This is a genomic window from Pseudomonas sp. NFACC42-2 (genome assembly GCF_900116055.1).
Taxonomy (GTDB): domain Bacteria; phylum Pseudomonadota; class Gammaproteobacteria; order Pseudomonadales; family Pseudomonadaceae; genus Aquipseudomonas; species Aquipseudomonas marginalis.
In genome coordinates this window covers 1-18,255 of record NZ_FOZO01000015.1, presented here as the reverse complement: position 1 = coordinate 18,255, position 18,255 = coordinate 1, and the positions used below count along the sequence as shown (strand labels likewise).

Annotated in this window: 19 protein-coding genes; 14 read left to right on the top strand and 5 right to left on the bottom strand. The window is 62.5% G+C overall.

Annotated features, from left to right (window positions below):
- Window positions 1-212: 212 nt before the first annotated feature.
- The 11 genes from urtA to ureC all read left to right on the top strand — a co-directional run bounded on the left by urtA (window position 213) and on the right by ureC (window position 10,222).
- Complete coding sequence (urtA, locus tag BM416_RS22375) at window positions 213-1,478, top strand: urea ABC transporter substrate-binding protein (RefSeq protein ID WP_092489487.1); 1,266 nt, start codon at window positions 213-215, stop codon at window positions 1,476-1,478.
- A gap of 137 nt (window positions 1,479-1,615) precedes the next feature.
- Entirely contained in the window at window positions 1,616-3,118 is a 1,503-nt protein-coding gene (urtB, locus tag BM416_RS22370; protein ID WP_092489486.1) for an urea ABC transporter permease subunit UrtB, read from the top strand.
- Entirely contained in the window at window positions 3,118-4,185 is a 1,068-nt protein-coding gene (urtC, locus tag BM416_RS22365) for an urea ABC transporter permease subunit UrtC (protein ID WP_092489485.1), read from the top strand. The genes urtB and urtC overlap by 1 nt, the downstream gene beginning before the upstream one ends.
- On the top strand, window positions 4,182-5,015 hold the full coding sequence (gene urtD / locus BM416_RS22360; RefSeq protein ID WP_174562753.1) for an urea ABC transporter ATP-binding protein UrtD: 834 nt from the start codon (window positions 4,182-4,184) through the stop codon (window positions 5,013-5,015). The genes urtC and urtD overlap by 4 nt, the downstream gene beginning before the upstream one ends.
- A 12-nt stretch (window positions 5,016-5,027) precedes the next feature.
- Window positions 5,028-5,726, top strand: a complete 699-nt coding sequence (gene urtE / locus BM416_RS22355; RefSeq protein WP_016972546.1) for an urea ABC transporter ATP-binding subunit UrtE — start codon at window positions 5,028-5,030, stop codon at window positions 5,724-5,726.
- 33 nt (window positions 5,727-5,759) lie between these two features.
- Window positions 5,760-6,599, top strand: coding sequence for an urease accessory protein UreD (locus BM416_RS22350; protein WP_092489484.1), 840 nt, complete (start codon window positions 5,760-5,762; stop codon window positions 6,597-6,599).
- Window positions 6,600-6,744: 145 nt separating this feature from the next.
- A complete protein-coding gene (gene ureA, locus BM416_RS22345; protein WP_003171437.1) occupies window positions 6,745-7,047 on the top strand; it encodes an urease subunit gamma in 303 nt (100 codons plus the stop codon).
- Between the two features lie 9 nt (window positions 7,048-7,056).
- Entirely contained in the window at window positions 7,057-7,569 is a 513-nt protein-coding gene (locus tag BM416_RS22340) for a GNAT family N-acetyltransferase (protein ID WP_065925589.1), read from the top strand.
- A gap of 5 nt (window positions 7,570-7,574) precedes the next feature.
- Window positions 7,575-8,108: a GNAT family N-acetyltransferase gene (locus tag BM416_RS22335; protein ID WP_027607725.1), complete on the top strand. Its 534-nt coding sequence runs from the start codon at window positions 7,575-7,577 to the stop codon at window positions 8,106-8,108.
- Entirely contained in the window at window positions 8,105-8,410 is a 306-nt protein-coding gene (locus BM416_RS22330; protein ID WP_027607724.1) for an urease subunit beta, read from the top strand. Before BM416_RS22335 ends, BM416_RS22330 begins: the two co-directional genes overlap by 4 nt.
- Before the next feature lie 111 nt (window positions 8,411-8,521).
- The gene (ureC, locus tag BM416_RS22325) at window positions 8,522-10,222 is read left to right on the top strand and encodes an urease subunit alpha (protein WP_065925590.1); all 1,701 of its coding nucleotides are present in this window, start codon (window positions 8,522-8,524) and stop codon (window positions 10,220-10,222) included.
- A 139-nt stretch (window positions 10,223-10,361) separates the two neighbouring features.
- Here ureC and BM416_RS22320 read toward each other — a convergent pair whose 3' ends face one another.
- Entirely contained in the window at window positions 10,362-11,300 is a 939-nt protein-coding gene (locus BM416_RS22320; RefSeq protein ID WP_092489483.1) for a DnaJ C-terminal domain-containing protein, read from the bottom strand.
- Between the two features lie 238 nt (window positions 11,301-11,538).
- Here BM416_RS22320 and BM416_RS22315 point away from each other — a divergent pair, with 238 nt between their 5' ends.
- Window positions 11,539-12,807 (top strand): Hsp70 family protein, encoded by a 1,269-nt coding sequence (locus BM416_RS22315; RefSeq protein ID WP_092489482.1) that lies wholly within the window; start codon window positions 11,539-11,541, stop codon window positions 12,805-12,807.
- Between the two features lie 141 nt (window positions 12,808-12,948).
- On the opposite strand, the gene BM416_RS22310 is transcribed toward BM416_RS22315, so the two are convergent.
- From BM416_RS22310 to BM416_RS22300, 3 genes are all read right to left on the bottom strand, one after another.
- A complete protein-coding gene (locus tag BM416_RS22310; RefSeq protein ID WP_012721958.1) occupies window positions 12,949-13,962 on the bottom strand; it encodes an AI-2E family transporter in 1,014 nt (337 codons plus the stop codon).
- Between the two features lie 143 nt (window positions 13,963-14,105).
- Entirely contained in the window at window positions 14,106-14,408 is a 303-nt protein-coding gene (locus BM416_RS22305) for a PsiF family protein (RefSeq protein ID WP_010213547.1), read from the bottom strand.
- Between the two features lie 71 nt (window positions 14,409-14,479).
- Window positions 14,480-15,268 carry an AraC family transcriptional regulator gene (locus BM416_RS22300; protein ID WP_092489481.1) on the bottom strand — a complete coding sequence of 263 codons (789 nt, stop codon included), beginning with the start codon at window positions 15,266-15,268 and terminating at the stop codon, window positions 14,480-14,482.
- 97 nt (window positions 15,269-15,365) lie between these two features.
- Between BM416_RS22300 and BM416_RS22295 the strand changes: the two genes are divergently transcribed.
- Entirely contained in the window at window positions 15,366-16,244 is an 879-nt protein-coding gene (locus BM416_RS22295; protein ID WP_092489480.1) for a DMT family transporter, read from the top strand.
- Here the strand turns inward: BM416_RS22295 and BM416_RS22290 are convergent.
- Complete coding sequence (locus tag BM416_RS22290) at window positions 16,241-17,131, bottom strand: esterase/lipase family protein (RefSeq protein WP_092489479.1); 891 nt, start codon at window positions 17,129-17,131, stop codon at window positions 16,241-16,243. The two genes, BM416_RS22295 and BM416_RS22290, sit on opposite strands and share 4 nt — an antisense overlap.
- A gap of 176 nt (window positions 17,132-17,307) precedes the next feature.
- Here BM416_RS22290 and BM416_RS22285 point away from each other — a divergent pair, with 176 nt between their 5' ends.
- The gene (locus BM416_RS22285; protein ID WP_027607715.1) at window positions 17,308-17,838 is read left to right on the top strand and encodes a ferritin-like domain-containing protein; all 531 of its coding nucleotides are present in this window, start codon (window positions 17,308-17,310) and stop codon (window positions 17,836-17,838) included.
- The last annotated feature ends 417 nt before the right edge of the window (window positions 17,839-18,255 follow it).

Below are 18,255 nucleotides of genomic sequence, written 5' to 3'. Positions count from 1 at the left end.
TATCCAAGGCGTTTTCGGGACAGAGCACTCTTTAGGCGCATCGCCTGCACACCCCATGGCCACCTGCTCGCTATTGGTGCACGCACAACCACTGCCAGTCCTTTTCTCCAGTAAAACCGGGCATTTCGCCATCGGGCACAGCCTTTGCTAGTACCTGTTCAGCGTTCACATCGGCCTATCAAAAAAAACTAAACGTTTACGGAGACCGCACCATGAAGCGTCGCAGCTTGATCAAGGCTTTCACCCTGTCCGCCTCCATTGTCGCCATGGGCATGACCTGGACCGTGCAGGCCGCCGAGACCATCAAGGTCGGCATCCTGCACTCGCTGTCCGGCACCATGGCCATCTCCGAAACGTCCCTCAAAGACATGGCGCTGATGACCATCGACGAGATCAACGCCAAGGGCGGGGTGAACGGCAAGATGCTTGAGGCGGTCGTGGTGGACCCGGCGTCGAACTGGCCGCTGTTCGCGGAAAAGGGCCGGCAGCTGCTGACCCAGGACAAGGTCGCCGTGGTGTTCGGCTGCTGGACCTCGGTGTCGCGCAAGTCGGTATTGCCGGTGTTCGAAGAACTCAACGGCCTGCTGTTCTACCCGGTGCAATACGAGGGTGAAGAGATGTCGCCGAACGTGTTCTACACCGGTGCGGCGCCGAACCAGCAGGCGATCCCGGCGGTGGAATACCTGATGAGCGAAGAAGGCGGCAGCGCCAAGCGTTTCTTCCTGCTCGGCACCGACTACGTGTACCCGCGCACCACCAACAAGATCCTGCGTTCGTTCCTGCATTCCAAAGGCGTAGCGGATAAAGATATCGAAGAGGTCTACACCCCATTCGGCCACGCCGATTACCAGACCATCGTTGCCAACATCAAGAAGTTCTCCGCCGGCGGCAAGACAGCGGTGATTTCCACCGTGAACGGCGACTCCAACGTGCCGTTCTACAAGGAGCTGGCCAACCAGGGTTTGAAGGCGACCGACGTACCGGTGGTGGCCTTCTCCGTGGGTGAGGAAGAACTGCGCGGCATCGACACCAAGCCGCTGGTGGGCAACCTCGCGGCCTGGAACTACTTCCAGTCAGTGGAGAACCCGGTGAACAAGAAGTTCGTCGCCGACTGGAAAGCCTACGCGAAGAAACACAACCTGCCGGGCGCGGACAAAGCCGTGACCAACGACCCGATGGAAGCCACCTACGTGGGCATCCACATGTGGGCGCAGGCGGCGGAAAAAGCCAAGTCCACCGACGTCGACAAAGTGCGCGAAGCCCTGGCCGGCCAGACCTTTGCCGCGCCATCGGGCTTTACCCTGACCATGGACAAGACCAACCACCATCTGCACAAGCCGGTGATGATCGGCGAGATCCAGTCCGATGGGCAGTTCTCGGTGGTGTGGCAGACCCAGGAGCCGATCCGGGCACAGCCGTGGAGCCCGTACATTCCTGGCAATGACAAGAAGCCGGACTATGCGGTGAAGAGCAACTAAAGCCCGACCACAGGTCAATTGTGGGAGGGGGCTTGCCCCCGATAGCGGAGTGTCAGGCAATGCACTTGTTACTGACCCACTGCTATCGGGGGCAAGCCCCCTCCCACACTGTCCGCGCATGACTAGGACATTTGTTTATGCCCGCTGCCCTCAATCGCTATTTCCTGGCATTGCTGCTGTTACTGCCTTTGGCGGTACATGCCGGCGACGCCGAAGACTTCCTGGCCGCCAACCCGACGCAACAAGCCAAGCTCCTCCAGGACTGGGCCGCCCAGCCCGACCCGGCGCGCATCGAGTTGGTGGACGCCCTGCAACAGGGCCAGCTCACGCTCAACGGTGAAACCAGGACCGTGCGCCTGAACAACCGCCTGCGCGGCCTGATCGACAACGTGCAAGCCAGCCAGCAACTGCTCGCAGCCGACCCCAAGGTGCGCCTGGCCGCGGCACGCACCCTGCAAAAAAGCGCGCAACCTGCGCAACTCAAATTCCTCGACCAGCAGGTCGCCGCCGAGACCAATGAGGACGTGCACACCGCCCTCAGCCTGGCCCTGGCCAACCTGCAACTGGTGGACACCGACCCGGTAGTGCGCCTCGCTGCCGTGCGCCTGCTCGGCAGTACCGGCGACCCGCTGGCCCGCACGCGCCTCGAAGCGCTGCTGGCGCCCGGGGTGGAAACCGACGCCGCCGTGCACACCGCCGCCGAGACCAGCCTGGCCCAGGTCAAACGCAAACTGATGATGGGTGAGATCCTCGGCCAGGCCTTCAGCGGCATGTCCCTGGGCTCGATCCTGCTGCTGGCGGCCCTGGGCCTGGCGATCACCTTCGGCCTGCTCGGTGTGATCAACATGGCCCACGGCGAGATGCTGATGCTCGGCGCCTACTCCACCTATGTGGTGCAACTGCTGATGCAGCGCTATGTGCCCCAGGCCATCGAGTTCTACCCGTTGATCGCACTGCCGGTGGCGTTCTTCGTCACCGCCGCCATCGGCATGGCCCTGGAGCGTACGGTGATTCGTCACCTGTACGGACGCCCGCTGGAAACCCTGCTCGCCACCTGGGGCATCAGCCTGATGCTGATCCAACTGGTACGCCTGGTGTTCGGTGCGCAGAACGTCGAGGTCTCCAACCCTGCGTGGCTGTCCGGCGGGATCCAGGTGCTGCCCAACCTGGTGCTGCCATACAACCGCATCGTGATCATCGCCTTCGCGCTGTTTGTGGTTGTGCTCACCTGGCTGCTGCTGAACAAGACCCGCCTGGGGCTCAACGTGCGCGCCGTGACCCAGAACCGCAACATGGCCGCCTGCTGCGGCGTGCCCACCGGGCGGGTGGACATGCTCGCCTTTGGCCTGGGCTCCGGCATTGCCGGGCTGGGCGGCGTGGCGCTGAGCCAGATCGGCAACGTCGGCCCCGACCTGGGCCAGAGCTACATCATCGACTCGTTCCTGGTGGTGGTGCTCGGCGGTGTCGGCCAGTTGGCCGGTAGCGTCATGGCGGCGTTTGGCTTGGGTATCGCCAACAAGATCCTGGAACCGCAGATCGGTGCCGTGCTCGGCAAGATCCTGATCCTCGCGCTGATCATTCTGTTTATCCAGAAACGCCCGCAGGGACTCTTCGCACTGAAAGGACGGGTGATCGACTGATGAACCAGCCATTGATGCTCACGGCCGCACAAAAGGCCGGCCCCCAGGTGACGATTGCAGTCGGCGCGGTGGTGCTGTTGCTGCTGCTGGCCCTGCCGTTGTGTTCGCTGCTGTCGCCGGAAAACCCGCTGCATGTATCGGCCTACACCCTGACCTTGGTGGGCAAGATCCTCTGCTACGCCATTGTCGCCCTGGCCCTGGACCTGGTGTGGGGCTACGCGGGGATGTTGTCCCTGGGCCACGGCCTGTTCTTTGCCCTCGGCGGCTATGCCATGGGCATGTACCTGATGCGCCAGGCTTCCGGCGATGAGCTGCCGGCGTTCATGACGTTTTTGTCGTGGACCGAATTGCCCTGGTATTGGGTCGGCACCGAGCACTTCCTCTGGGCCCTGTGCCTGGTGGTATTGGCGCCGGGCGTGCTGGCGCTGGTGTTCGGTTTCTTCGCGTTCCGCTCGCGGATCAAGGGCGTGTATTTCTCGATCATGACCCAGGCGCTGACCTTTGCCGGCATGCTGTTGTTCTTTCGCAACGAGACCGGGTTCGGTGGCAATAACGGCTTCACCAACTTCCGCAGCATCCTCGGTTTCGGCATCACCGAACCGGGCACGCGGGCCGTGCTGTTCGTGGCAACAGTGGGGTTGCTGGTGGCGAGCCTGTACATCGGCTGGCGCCTGGCCCGGAGCAAGTTCGGCCGGGTGCTGACCGCCCTGCGCGATGCCGAGAACCGCCTGATGTTCTGCGGCTACGACCCGCGCGGCTTCAAGCTGTTCGTGTGGGTGCTGAGCGCGGTGCTGTGCGGCCTGGCAGGCGCGTTGTACGTGCCGCAGGTGGGCATCATCAACCCGAGTGAAATGTCGCCGACCAACTCCATCGAAGCCGCCGTGTGGGTGGCCCTGGGCGGGCGTGGCACGCTGATCGGGCCGCTGCTCGGCGCCGGCGTGGTCAACGGCATGAAGAGCTGGTTCACCGTGGCCTTCCCGGAGTACTGGCTGTTCTTCCTCGGGGCGCTGTTCATCATCGTCACCCTGTACCTGCCCAAGGGCGTTATCGGGCTGTTGAAGAAATGAGGAACGTCATGCTCGAACCTATTTTCGACGCGGGCAGCGGCCGCGATGCCATCGGCATCGGCCAGGCCGCAGGCACCGGCCTGAACACCCGCCATGGCACCATCCTGACCCTCGAAGACATCAGTGTCAGCTTCGACGGTTTCAAGGCGCTCAACGACTTGAACCTGTACATCGGCGTCGGCGAATTGCGCTGCATCATCGGCCCCAACGGTGCGGGCAAGACCACCCTGATGGACGTGATCACCGGCAAGACCCGGCCCAGCCACGGCAAGGCCTGGTTTGGCGAAACCCTCGATTTGACCAGCATGAGCGAAGTGCAGATCGCCCAGGCCGGCATCGGCCGCAAGTTCCAGAAACCCACGGTGTTCGAAGCCCTGAGCGTGTTCGAAAACCTGGAGCTGGCGCAGAAGACCGACAAGTCGGTGTGGGCCAGCCTGCGTGCACGCCTGAGCGGTGAGCAAAAGGATGGTATCGATGAAGTGCTCGACACCATCCGCCTCACCGCTTCGGTGCATCGGCCCGCCGGGCTGCTCTCCCACGGGCAAAAACAGTTCCTGGAAATCGGCATGCTGCTGATGCAAGACCCGCAACTGTTGCTGCTGGACGAACCGGTGGCGGGCATGACCGACGCCGAAACCGAATTCACCGCCGAACTGTTCAAACGCCTGGCGGGCAAACATTCGTTGATGGTGGTGGAACACGACATGGGGTTTGTCGGCTCGATTGCCGACCACGTGACCGTGTTGCACCAGGGCAGCGTGTTGGCCGAAGGGTCGCTGGAACAGGTGCAGGAAAATGAGCGGGTGATCGAGGTGTACCTCGGTCGCTAAGGAGAACTGAACATGCTGCAAGTCGACAAGCTGCACCAGTACTACGGCGGTAGCCACATCCTGCGCGGTCTGTCCTTTGACGTGAAGATCGGCGAAGTCACCTGCCTGCTCGGCCGTAACGGCGTGGGCAAGACCACCCTGCTCAAATGCCTGATGGGTTTGCTGCCGGCCAAGGAAGGCGCGGTGAACTGGGAGGGCAAGGCCATCACCGGCTTCAAGCCGCACCAGCGGGTGCACGCAGGGATCGCCTACGTGCCCCAGGGCCGGGAGATTTTCGGACGGCTGACGGTGGAGGAAAACCTGTTGATGGGGCTGTCGCGTTTCCCCGGTGCCGAAGCCAAGGAAGTGCCGGCGTTTATCTATGAACTGTTCCCGGTTTTGCTGCAAATGAAGCACCGGCGCGGCGGCGACCTGTCCGGCGGCCAGCAGCAACAGTTGGCCATCGGCCGCGCCCTGGCCAGCCGCCCGCGCCTGTTGATCCTCGATGAGCCCACCGAAGGCATCCAGCCCTCGGTGATCAAGGAGATCGGCGCCGTGATCAAGAAGCTCGCGGCGCGCGGCGATATGGCGATCCTGCTGGTGGAGCAGTTCTACGACTTTGCCGCCGAGCTGGCCGACCAGTACCTGGTGATGTCGCGCGGTGAAATCGTGCAGCAGGGCCGTGGTGAAAATATGGAGAGTGAGGGTGTGCGCGGTTTGGTTACCATCTAACCTGTAGCGTCCTGACGATAAGCACAAGAAACCATGAACCTGCCCGTTTCCCCTGCCCTGTTCACCCCCAGCTGGCACGCCGAGCTGGACCTCGGCTACGCGCGTTTCGGCGACACCACGCGCCCGGTGATGCGCCGTCACCTTGGCCCCCTGCGGGTGCAAAAGCACCTGTATGCCGAAGGCCCCGAGGTGTGCCAGCACATCATCGTGCACCCGCCTGGCGGGATTGCCGGCGGTGACCGCCTGGACATCCGCGCCCATGTCGCCGAGGGTGCGTGGGCGCAATTGACCAGCCCCGGCGCGGCGAAGTGGTATCGCGCCAGCGGCCCGGCGTATCAGCAACTTGATCTCACCGTGGAGGCCGGCGCGACCCTGGAATGGCTGCCCCAGGAAACCATTGTGTTCAGCGCCGCCCAGGCCGAACTCAGCACCCGCATCGACCTGCACGGCGATGCCCGGCTGTTCTACTGGGACGTGATCGCACTGGGGCGTCCGGCCAGTGGCGAGCGCTTCGACCTGGGCCACTTTCAATCGCACCTGGATATTCGCCGCGACAGCCAGTTGCTCTGGCACGAGCGCCAGCGCATTGTGGGCGCCGATGGCCTGCTCGACTCGCCCATCGGCCTGGACGGCCAACCGGTGTTCGCCACCCTGCTGGTGACCGGCGATATCGAGCCCGAATTACTCGAACACTGCCGCGCCCTGCCCCACGCCGTGCGCGGCGACCTGACCCAACTGCCTGGCTTGCTGGTCGCCCGCTGCCTGGCCAGTGAAGCGCTGCTGGCGCGGGGGTGGTTGATTGATTTATGGAAACTGTTACGCCCGGCGGTGCTAGGACGGGAAGCAGTCTCACCACGAATATGGAGCACATGAAGATCAAAATGTGGGAGGGGGCTTGCTCCCGATGGCGGTGGGTCAGTGACAGCTGTATTGCCTGATACTGCCCTATCGGGGGCAAGCCCCCTCCCACACTTAATCTCCATTGTATTTACGAATGTATTTCACGACGGACTGAACCATGGACCTGACCCCACGGGAAAAAGACAAACTGCTGATCTTCACCGCCGGCTTAGTCGCCGAACGGCGCCTGGCGCGCGGTGTGAAGCTCAACTACCCGGAAACCATCGCCTATATCTCCGCCGCCTTGATGGAAGGCGCCCGCGATGGCCGCACCGTGGCCGACCTGATGCACTACGGCACCACCCTGCTCAGCCGTGAACAGGTGATGGAAGGCATCCCGGAAATGATCCCGGACATCCAGGTGGAAGCCACCTTCCCCGATGGCACCAAGCTGGTGACCGTCCACCAACCCATCGCGTGAGGCACGGCCATGATTCGTGATGCAACCGAGCAAGACCTGCCGGCGATCCGCGACATCTACAACGACGCGGTACTCAACACCACGGCGATCTGGAACGAACAACTGGTGGATCTCGGCAACCGCCAGGCCTGGCTCAGTGCACGCCAGGCCCAGGGCTATCCGATTCTGGTGGCGACCGAAAATGAGCAAGTGATCGGCTATGCCTCGTTCGGCGATTGGCGCGCGTTCGAAGGCTACCGCTACAGCGTCGAACACTCGGTGTATGTACGCAACGACCAGCGCGGCAAGGGCCTTGGCCCACGGCTGATGCAGGCCCTGATCGAACGCGCCAGAACCTGTGGCAAGCATGTGATGGTGGCGGCCATCGAAAGCGGCAACCTGGCGTCGATCCGCCTGCATGAACGCCTGGGGTTCGTCACCACCGGGCAAATGCCCCAAGTGGGCATCAAGTTCGGCCGCTGGCTGGACCTGACCTTTATGCAACTGACATTGAATCCGGGCGCGCAACCGCCCAAGGAGTGAGTTCGATGAACGCCGCGCAACTGCGTCGAGTCAATGCTGAAAGTTTTGCCCACTACCGTCGAGGCCTGATCGAGCTGTTGCTGGATGCGGTCAAGCACGGTGCGTCGGTGGGTTTCATGGCCGACTTCGATGAGGCCCAGGCCCGTGCCTATCTGGACGGGGTACAGGCGAGCATTGAAGACGCCAGCCTGTTGCTGTGGGTGGTGGTGCGCGATGAGCAGGTGATCGCCAGCGTGCAGTTGGCGCTGTGCCAGAAAGCCAACGGCCTGAACCGCGCCGAAGTGCAAAAGCTGCTGGTGCACAGCAACGCGCGGCGCCACGGCCTGGGCCAACAATTGATGAACACCCTGGAACTCGCCGCGCGCCAGCACAAGCGCGGCCTGCTGTACCTGGACACCGAAGCCGGTTCGCCTGCCGAAGCCTTCTACCAGTCGCTGCGCTACACCAAGATCGGTGAACTGCCCGACTACTGCCAAAGCCCGGACGGGCGCTACAGCCCGACCGCCATCTACTTCAAGACCCTGGGGCAACCTGCATGATTCCTGGCGAATATCAGATCCAGCCTGGCGAGATCGAACTCAACGTCGGCCGGCGCACCGTCACCCTCAGCGTGGCCAACAGCGGCGACCGGCCGATCCAGGTGGGTTCGCACTACCATTTTTTCGAGACCAATGACGCGCTGACATTTGACCGCCCATTGAGCCGCGGCATGCGCCTGAATATTCCGGCGGGCACGGCGGTGCGGTTCGAGCCGGGGCAGAGCCGTGAGGTCGAGCTGGTGGATTTGAGCGGCGGTCGGCGGGTGTTCGGGTTTGCCGGGCGGATCATGGGCGACCTTTAGGGCCTCATCGGGGGCAAGCCCCCTCCCACAGGGGAACGCATTCCAAAGGTGGGAGGGGGCTTGCCCCCGATAGCGATTTCACATTCAACACAAATATTTCAGGGCACACACATGAAAATCAGCCGCCAAGCCTACGCCGACATGTACGGCCCCACCGTCGGTGACAAGGTCCGCCTGGCCGACACCGAGCTGTTCGTCGAAGTCGAGCAGGACTTCACCGTCTACGGCGAAGAAGTGAAATTCGGCGGCGGCAAAGTGATCCGCGACGGCCAGGGCCAGAGCCAATTGCTCGCCCATGAAGTCGTCGACACCCTGATCACCAACGCGCTGATCATCGACCACTGGGGCATCGTCAAGGCCGACGTCGGCTTGAAGAACGGCCGCATCCACGCAATCGGCAAGGCCGGCAACCCGGATATCCAGCCCGGCGTGACCATGGCCATCGGCGCCAGCACCGAAGTGATCGCCGGCGAAGGCATGATCCTCACCGCCGGCGGCATCGACTCCCACGTGCATTTCATCTGTCCGCAGCAGATCGAAGAGGCGCTGACCAGCGGTGTCACCACCATGATCGGCGGCGGCACCGGGCCGGCCACCGGCACCAACGCCACCACCTGCACCTCCGGGCCCTGGCACCTGGCGCGCATGCTGCAGGCCAGCGACTCGTTCCCGATGAACATCGGGTTTACCGGCAAGGGCAACGCCAGCTTGCCCGAGCCGTTGATCGAACAGGTCAAGGCCGGCGCCATCGGCTTGAAGCTGCACGAAGACTGGGGCACCACGCCCGCCAGCATCGACAACTGCCTGAGCGTCGCCGACCAGTACGACGTACAGGTGGCGATCCACAGCGACACCCTCAACGAATCCGGCTTTGTCGAAACCACCCTGGCCGCGCTCAAGGGCCGCACCATCCACACCTACCACACCGAAGGTGCCGGCGGCGGCCACGCGCCGGACATTATCAAGGCCTGCGGCTTTCCCAACGTGCTGCCCAGCTCCACCAACCCGACGCGGCCGTTCACGCGCAACACCATCGACGAGCACCTGGACATGTTGATGGTCTGCCATCACCTGGACCCGAGCATTGCCGAAGACGTGGCCTTCGCCGAAAGCCGCATCCGCCGCGAGACCATCGCCGCCGAAGACATCCTGCACGACCTCGGCGCGTTCTCGATGATCAGCTCCGACAGCCAGGCCATGGGCCGCGTCGGTGAAGTGATCACGCGCACCTGGCAGACCGCCGACAAGATGAAGAAACAGCGCGGCGCCCTGCCCGGTGACGGCCCCGGCAACGACAACTTCCGCGCCAAGCGCTACATCGCCAAGTACACCATCAACCCGGCGATCACCCACGGCATCAGCCATATCGTCGGTTCCATCGAAGTGGGCAAGTGGGCTGACCTGGTGCTGTGGCGCCCGGCGTTCTTCGGGATCAAGCCGACCCTGATCCTCAAGGGCGGCGCGATTGCCTCCAGCCTGATGGGCGATGCCAATGCGTCGATCCCCACCCCGCAGCCGGTGCACTACCGCCCGATGTTCGCCAGCTTCGGCAGCTCATTGCACGCCACCAGCCTGACCTTTATCAGCCAGGCAGCCCTGGACGCGGGCTTGCCGCAAGCCCTGGGCCTGAAGAAACAGATTGGGGTGGTGAAGGGGTGTCGCGATGTGCAGAAAACCGACCTGATCCACAACGATTACCTGCCGGATATCGAGGTGGACCCACAGACCTATCAGGTCAAGGCCGACGGGGTGCTGCTGTGGTGTGAACCGGCGGATGTGTTGCCGATGGCGCAGCGGTATTTCCTGTTCTGATTCAAAACCAACAGACAACCACCTGTGGCGAGGGAGCTTGCTCCCGTTGGGCCGCGAAGCGGCCCCGAAATCCTGGGAGCGCTTCGCACTCCAGCGGGAGCAAGCTCCCTCGCCACAGGTACGGCGTTCGTTTTGAGCCTTAGAACTGCTCGCGCGGGTTAAACGCGGCTTTCTGCGCCAGCTCCTGCCACAACGCCTTCACCTCGTCATCGCCGGCCGGTGGCATCACCGCCTTGAGCTGCACGTACAGGAAGCCACGCTGCCCGGCCTTGTTCAGCAAGCCATGGCCCTTGGCGCGCATGCGCTGGCCGTTCTGGCTGCCGGCCGGCACCTTGAGGTTGATCTTGCCGGTCAGGGTCGGCACGGCCACTTCCGCGCCCAGCGCCAATTCCCATGGTGCCAGCGGCAGGTTGATGATCAGGTTTTCGCCATCCACTTCGAACTTGGGGTGCGGCGCAAACTTGATGATCAGGTACAGGTCACCGTTGGCCCCGCCGCCAACACCCGGTGCGCCCTGGCCTTTGAGGCGAATACGCTCACCGTCGGCCACGCCGGCCGGGATCTTCACGTTCAGGCTCTTGGTGGTGTTGCTGACATGCCGGCCCGAGGCGTCGTATTGCGGCACCTGGAAGCTGATCTGCTTGGACTCGGTAGACAGTGTCTCTTCGAGGAACACCGACAGCTGCATCTCCACGTCCTGGCCCTTGCGCCCGGTGGGACGGCGCTGGCCGCCACCGAACGCATCGCCACGCCCGCCAAAGATCGAGCTGAAGAAGTCGGAAAAGTCCTCGGTGCCCTGACCACCGCCAAACCCGCCACGGCTCTGCCAGCCTGGCGGGCCCTGGAACGGCTGGCCATGCTGGCCGTATTTGCGCAACTCGTCATATTCGGCGCGCTTGTCGGCGCTTTTAAGTGCTTCATAGGCTTCGGACGCGTCCTTGAACTTGGCTTCGGCGTCTTTTTCCTTGCTCACGTCCGGGTGATATTTGCGCGCGAGCTTGCGATAGGCAGCCTTGATTTCCTTGTCATCGGCGCTCGGCTCGACACCCAGAATCTTGTAGTAGTCTTTGAAATCCATCGGCGGTTCACCATCCTTAATCGAGATCGCACAGCCCGGGGCACAACGTGCGCTGGTTTGCACCTGTTGAGTCTTGTGGCCTGGGGGTGCGTCAAAGTGTTATCGGCGCTTGCCGTATGCACCAGATGTGGGGGCGAATGCCGAACTTTCAAGCACGATTTAACGGATGGTCGGCCTACGCATCCGCCCTCGACTGGCATACACTGCGCGGCCGTTTTTCAACCGGAACCCGATAGACATGAAAAACCCATCCCCAGCCCGTGCCTGCGGTATCGACTTCGGCACGTCCAACTCCACCGTCGGCTGGATCCGCCCCGGCATGGAAACGCTTATCGCGCTGGAGGACGACAAGATCACCCTGCCGTCGGTGGTGTTCTTCAACTTCGAGGAGCGCCGCCCGGTCTACGGTCGCCTGGCCCTGCACGAATACCTGGAGAACTACGAAGGCCGGCTGATGCGCTCGCTCAAGAGCCTGCTGGGTTCCAAGTTGATCAAGCACGACACCAGCGTCTTGGGCACGGCGATGCCGTTCACCGACCTGCTGGCGCTGTTTATCGGCCAACTCAAGAGCCGCGCCGAAGCCACCGCCGGCCGCGAGTTCGAAGAAGTGGTGCTGGGCCGCCCGGTGTTTTTCGTCGATGACGACCCGATGGCCGACCAGGAAGCCGAAAACACCCTGGTCGACGTGGCGCGCAAGATCGGTTTCAAGGACATCTCATTCCAGTACGAACCGATTGCCGCCGCGTTCGACTACGAGTCCACCATCGAGAAGGAAGAACTGGTACTGATCGTCGACATCGGCGGTGGTACGTCAGACTTCTCGCTGGTGCGCCTGTCCCCGGAGCGCCGCCACAACGACAACCGCCAGGACGACATCCTCGCCACCGGCGGCGTGCACATCGGCGGTACCGACTTCGACAAGCAGCTGTCCCTGGCCGGCATAATGCCGCTGTTCGGCTACGGCAGCCGCATGAAAAGCGGCGCCTACATGCCCACCAGCCACCACATGAACCTGGCGACCTGGCACACCATCAACTCGGTGTACTCGCAGAAATCCCAGCTGGCCCTGGGCAGCATGCGCTATGACATCGAAGACACCGGCGGCATCGACCGCCTGTTCAAGCTGATCGAACAGCGCGCCGGGCACTGGCTGGCCATGGAAGTGGAAGAGACCAAGATCCAGCTCACCCACGAAGACAACCGCCACGTGCTGCTGGACCGGGTTGAGCCGGGGTTGAGCGTAGACCTGAGCCGCGCACTGTTCGAGTCGGCCATCGATGGCTTGCTGGAGCGCGTGCGCAACAGCGTGACGCAGTTGCTCACCGATGCTTCGATGGCGGTGGCCCAGGTGGACACGGTGTTCTTTACCGGCGGTTCCAGCGGCATCCCGGCGCTGCGCCACAGCATCTCGGCCATGCTGCCGAATGCGCGGCATGTGGAGGGGAATATCTTCGGCAGTATCGGCAGCGGCTTGGCGATCGAGGCGAGCAAGCGCTATGGCTGCTGAGTTTCACCTGAAATACCGTGGCGACTTCATCGGGGGCAAGCCCCTTCCTACACTGACCGTGTTCACAAGTCGACCTGTGTAGACACAGTAAATGTGGGAGGGGGCTTGCCCCCGATGGGGCCCGCCCAGGCAACACACGCCTTAAACCATCCCGCCGAGCTTCAGCTCACTCTTCAGATACGCATAGTAAATCGGTCCCGCCACCACCCCCGGCAAACCAAACGCCGCTTCAAACACCAGCATCGCCAGGAGCAGCTCCCAGGATTTGGCACTGATCTGCCCGCCGACGATGCGCGCGTTGAGGAAGTACTCGACCTTGTGGATCACGATCAGATACCCCAGCGCCGCCACCGCCACCCAGATCGACAGCGACAGCGCGACGATGGTGATCAGGGTGTTGGACATCAGGTTGCCGATCACCGGCAACAGGCCGAGCAGGAAGGTCAGCACGATCAGGGTCTTGGTCAGCGGCAGGTGGATGCCGCACAGCGGTAGGACAACGGCCAGGAAGATCGCAGTGAAGGCCGTATTGAGCGCGGCGATCTTGATCTGCGCGAAGACGATATTGCGAAAGGCCTGGACCAGCAGGTGCAGGCGGTCGAACAGCGCGGCTGCCAGGGGTTTGCGCTTGGTCAGGTCGGGCACCCGCTGCAGGGCGATGATCGCGCCGAGCACCATGCCGATCAGCAGGGTGACAAACATGTGGGCGGCGTCTTTGCCGACCAGTTGCAGTTCGCTCAGGTGCTTGCTTAGCCAGTCGCCGATGGCCACGCGGAACTCGGCCGCGCTGGCGGGCAGGTAGGCATCGAGGAACGGCGGCAGTTGGCCGCGCGCGCGGTCGACTACGCCCATGAATTTATCCAGGGAAGCCCCGGGGTTTTCCGCTTCATGAAGCAGGAAGCTGATGGCGCCGGCGAAGATCAGGGCCAGCACGCTGACGATCAGGGTGCCGAGCAAGGCCACCGCCAGCCAGCGCGCGCGGCGCCCTTCGATAAGCCGTTGCAGTTGGGGGGTGAGCATGTTGACCAGTTCATAGACCAACAGGCCGGCCAGCAGGCTGGGCAGCAATTTCAGCGGCAGTACCAGCAGCAACCCGCCGAAAATGATGATGTAGCTGGCCAGCAATAACACGTGACGCTGAGAAAACGTTGGCATACAGCCTCAAAACGAACGGCGTTAAAGGATGGGCAGTCTGCCAGCCTTGAGAGAATCAAGCGAGTGGATAGGTTGCGAATACGATCAAGTGTGGGAGGGGGCAAGTCGAATAGTCGCCCCCTCCCACAAGGGGATTCGCGTACTCAACTGCCCTTGAGGCAGGTGCTCATGAACGTCTTGCGCGCATCGCCGGTCAACGCCTTGGTTTTCGCCGACGCATTGCAATCCTTCATCTTCTGCTGTTGCGGGGTGAGCGTCTTCGCATCATTGGCCGCCGGCGCCGACAGGCAGGTTTTCATGAAAGCCTTGCGCTCGTCGCCCTTGAGCGTCTTGGTGGTGGCTTCGGCATTGCAGGTGGTCATCTTGTTTTGCTGGGCAGTGGCGGCAAAGCCCTGGGAACACAGCAGCAGGCCCATCATCAACAGCGGAATACGCAGCATCTTCATGGAGTTTTCTCCCTGTTACCGTGCCGGGAGGCACGGCCTACCCAGCAGTGTAGCCAAACCTTGTTACATCTTCATCGGCTGCGAATATTCGTCCGTCGGTACTGCTCCGGCGTGCAGCCGGCCTGGCGCTGGAACATCGCGATAAACGCCGAGGCGCTGCTGTAGCCGAGGTCAAACGCCACATTTTGCACACTGCGCTCGCTGTCGAGGGCTTCGATGGCGGCAAGGTAGCGCAGGCGCTGGCGCCATTCGCCGAAGCTCATGCCCAGCTCGCGCACAAATTGCCGCGCCAGGGTGCGCTCGCTGACATGCACTTGTTCGGCCCAGTGCGCCAGGGGGCGGTTGTCAGCGGGGTCGGCCTGCATGCCTTCCAACACGCCGAGCAGCCCCGGGTGACGGGCGTAGGGCAGGAAACAATCGTGGATCGGCGCCTGCCTGAGCTGATCGACCAACACCTGGGCCAGGCGAATATCGGCGTCGGTGTGCGGGATATTGACGTCACGCTGGGCGAAGTCGCTGAGGATGGCCTTGAGGATGTCGCTGATCGCCAGGGTGCAAGGCTGCTTGGGCAATTGCTCGCAGAGCGACGGCGAAAGGCCCACCGAGCGGTAGACAATCGCCTGGGCGTTGTAGGAACTGTGTTCGGTATCGGGTGGGATCCACACCGCGTACTGCGGTGGCGACATAAAGCGGTTGCCGGCCACTTCCATGCGCATCACGCCACTGGCGGAGTAGTCCAGCGAGCCCCAGACATGCTGATGCGGGGTGCACTCAGTGTCGGGGGCAAAGTCGGAGTAACGGAAGTACACGGGGCTTGGCAGGTGGCCAAAATCCGCGAGGCGTACGGTGTGTCGGGCCATATTGTCTGGATACAGAGGTCGTTTGTCTGGATCGCAGTATAGGCTTCGATCCAGACAAGGGATAATCCTGCCTCATCAACACAGGTGGTTTCTTTCGATGCAATACGCGTATCCCCTGCTGGCCATCTTTATCTGGGCCGGCAATACCGTGGTCAACAAACTGGCCGTGGGTTCGATTTTCCCGGCTGAAATCGGCTTTTACCGCTGGTTACTGGCTGCATTGCTGTTTACGCCGTTCATGCTCAAGCCGGTCATCACCCACTGGCCGCTGATTCGCCCGAACCTGGGCAAGATCGGCATCCTCGGCGTGCTGGGCATGGCGGTGTACCAGAGCCTGGCGTACTACGCCGCCTCGCTGACCAGCGCCACCAATATGGGCATCATCCTGTCGTTGATGCCGTTGATGGCCTTGACGGCGGCCATCATCAGCCTGGGCCAGCGCCTGACCTTTGGCGCACTGACGGGTGCGGTGCTGTCATTCGCAGGGGTAGTGGTGGTGGTGTCGGCCGGCAGCCTCGGCGCGCTGCTGCAGCACGGCGTGAACCTGGGCGATGCGATGATGCTGGTCGCGACCCTGGCGTACGCGGTCTACAGCACCCTGTTGAAAAAATGGCAACTGCGCCTGCCGCCACTGGTGCTCCTGTATTTGCAGGTGCTGGTGGCGGTGGTGGTGCTGTTTCCGCTGTTTCTGTTCTCGGCAAAAGCCGGCCTGGGCTGGACGAATATTCCGCTGGTGCTCTATGCGTGCTTGCTGGCTTCGATGCTGGCGCCACTGGCGTGGATGCATTCGGTAAAGACCCTGGGCCCCAGTCGCACCACGCTGTTTTTCAACCTGCTGCCGTTGATCACTGCATTGATTGCCGCCGTGGTGTTGAAGGAAGAGTTGGCGTTGTATCACCTGGTGGGCGGCTTGCTGACCTTGGGCGGGGTGATTTTGTCCGAGCGCTGGACCACACCAGTGCGCCGCCAGGCTTAAACCCCGGCCGCCTTCAGGCGCTGGGCATGCTCGACGAACAGGCGGATGGGCTCGGCGCCCTTGCCCACCAGGCCCATGGATTGGTTGACGATGTCGAAGTGGTCCAGGGCGTAGTCATCGCCGATCACCCGCCCCAGGTGCGAGCTGCAGCGCCCGACCATGCCGTCGCACTGGCCCTTCTCGCGCACGAAGCTGCGGGCGAACAATCGGCAACTGCGATTCGTCCCGTCCAGCAGGTTGCGCCCGCGATCGGTCTTGCCCGGTTGCAAGGTGCCGGACCATGAGTAGTAGCGCACGCCATTGACCACCTCCGCCCCGTGCCCGCCCCAGGTGTGCGGCAGCCCTTGGGGATAGTCGCGGTTGAACAGCGCCACGCCTGCGCTGGTCAGGGAATGGTGGGACGCCTGCAAGTCCGCCTTGAAGCGCGGGCCGCGATAGCCGGTTTCCAGCAGGCTCATCACCGCTGCAACCAGATGAAACAGCGCGCTCATCAGCCGCCCCTTCACGCTGTCGGCCGGATAATGGGCGTGGATATGGTCCGCCAGTTCCGAACCGTGGTTGGGCCCGGCCACCGACGTCACCGACGCCACCCACTCCGGGCGCTTGGCCGCCGCATAACGAGCGGTCAGCGCGCCCTGGCTATGGCCGATCAGGTTGACCTTGTCGGCGCCGGTCTCAAGGCGAATCCGCTCGATCTGCGCCAGCAGCTGCTCGCCACGCACCTCGCTGGAGTCCAGCGGCGCCACCTGGATGGGAAACACCTGCGCCCCACCCGCCCGCAGTGCCGGGACAATGCCGTACCAGTAAGGGAAAAACCCCAGGCGCACGAACCCCAGCATGCCAGGCACCAGCACCAAGGGATAACGCGTGGCTAACGACTGCGACATGAAGCGAACGTCCTTGATCAAGAGAGGATGATGGCAGGCTAGCCCAATTCCGGCGACGCGCTGATGACACGCCAGGCAAATCCAATAAAACTTTTTGCTGCGCCCGTGACTCACAACTGGGAGCGATCACGCCGACAGAGCGTGGCGTAAAACCGGATTAGCCCCAGGAGATTGAGATGACTGAAGCAAACTTGACTGACGTTGCGACCCTGCGCAGCCGCGCCCGCCAGAACGTCGAAAACGGTGCCGTGACCGAGGGCTATGACGCCGACCGCGAAGAGATCATCCGCCTGCTCAACGGCTCCCTGGCCACTGAACTGGTGTGTGTGCTGCGCTACAAGCGCCACTACTTCATGGCCAGCGGCGTTAAAGCCGCTGTCGCCGCGCAGGAATTCCTCGAGCACGCCACCCAGGAAGCCGAGCACGCCGACAAACTCGCCGAACGCATCGTGCAACTGGGCGGCGAGCCGGAGTTCAACCCGGACCTGCTGTCGAAGAACTCCCACGCCCAATACGTGGCCGGTAACAGCTTGAAGGAAATGGTCTACGAAGACCTGGTGGCCGAGCGGATTGCGGTGGACAGCTACCGCGAAATCATCCAGTACATCGGTGATAAGGATCCGACCACGCGCCGTCTGTTTGAAGAGATCCTGGCTCAGGAAGAAGAGCATGCGGACGATATGGCCGACATCCTCGAAAGTCTCTAAGCAGCGCAATTCAAAAAAATGTGGGAGGGGGCTTGCTCCCGATGCGTCGTTTCAGCCACTGCATCTGGTGACTGACACTCCGTCATCGGGGGCAAGCCCCCTTGTATGTTTAGACTTGAAGGGGTGGGTGGGACTAAAAGCCCGATTCTGACTCTAACCAGTACAGACCGTGGGAGACTTCGTCCCACCCCTTCTACCCAAAAGCGCCAATAAGGAATTCATCGGCAAGACCGACGATAGAGACAAGTCAGCGCACCGGTAGACCCCAACAAGCTCTTAAACCCTAGCTCCGAGGATTCGTCATGACAATCCTTACTTCGCAAACGGTCGTGGGTGTTGATGTGGCCAAGGCTGAGGTGCTCGTCTATCGTGCCGATCTGCAAACCACACAAGCCATCCCCAATAATCGAACAGCAC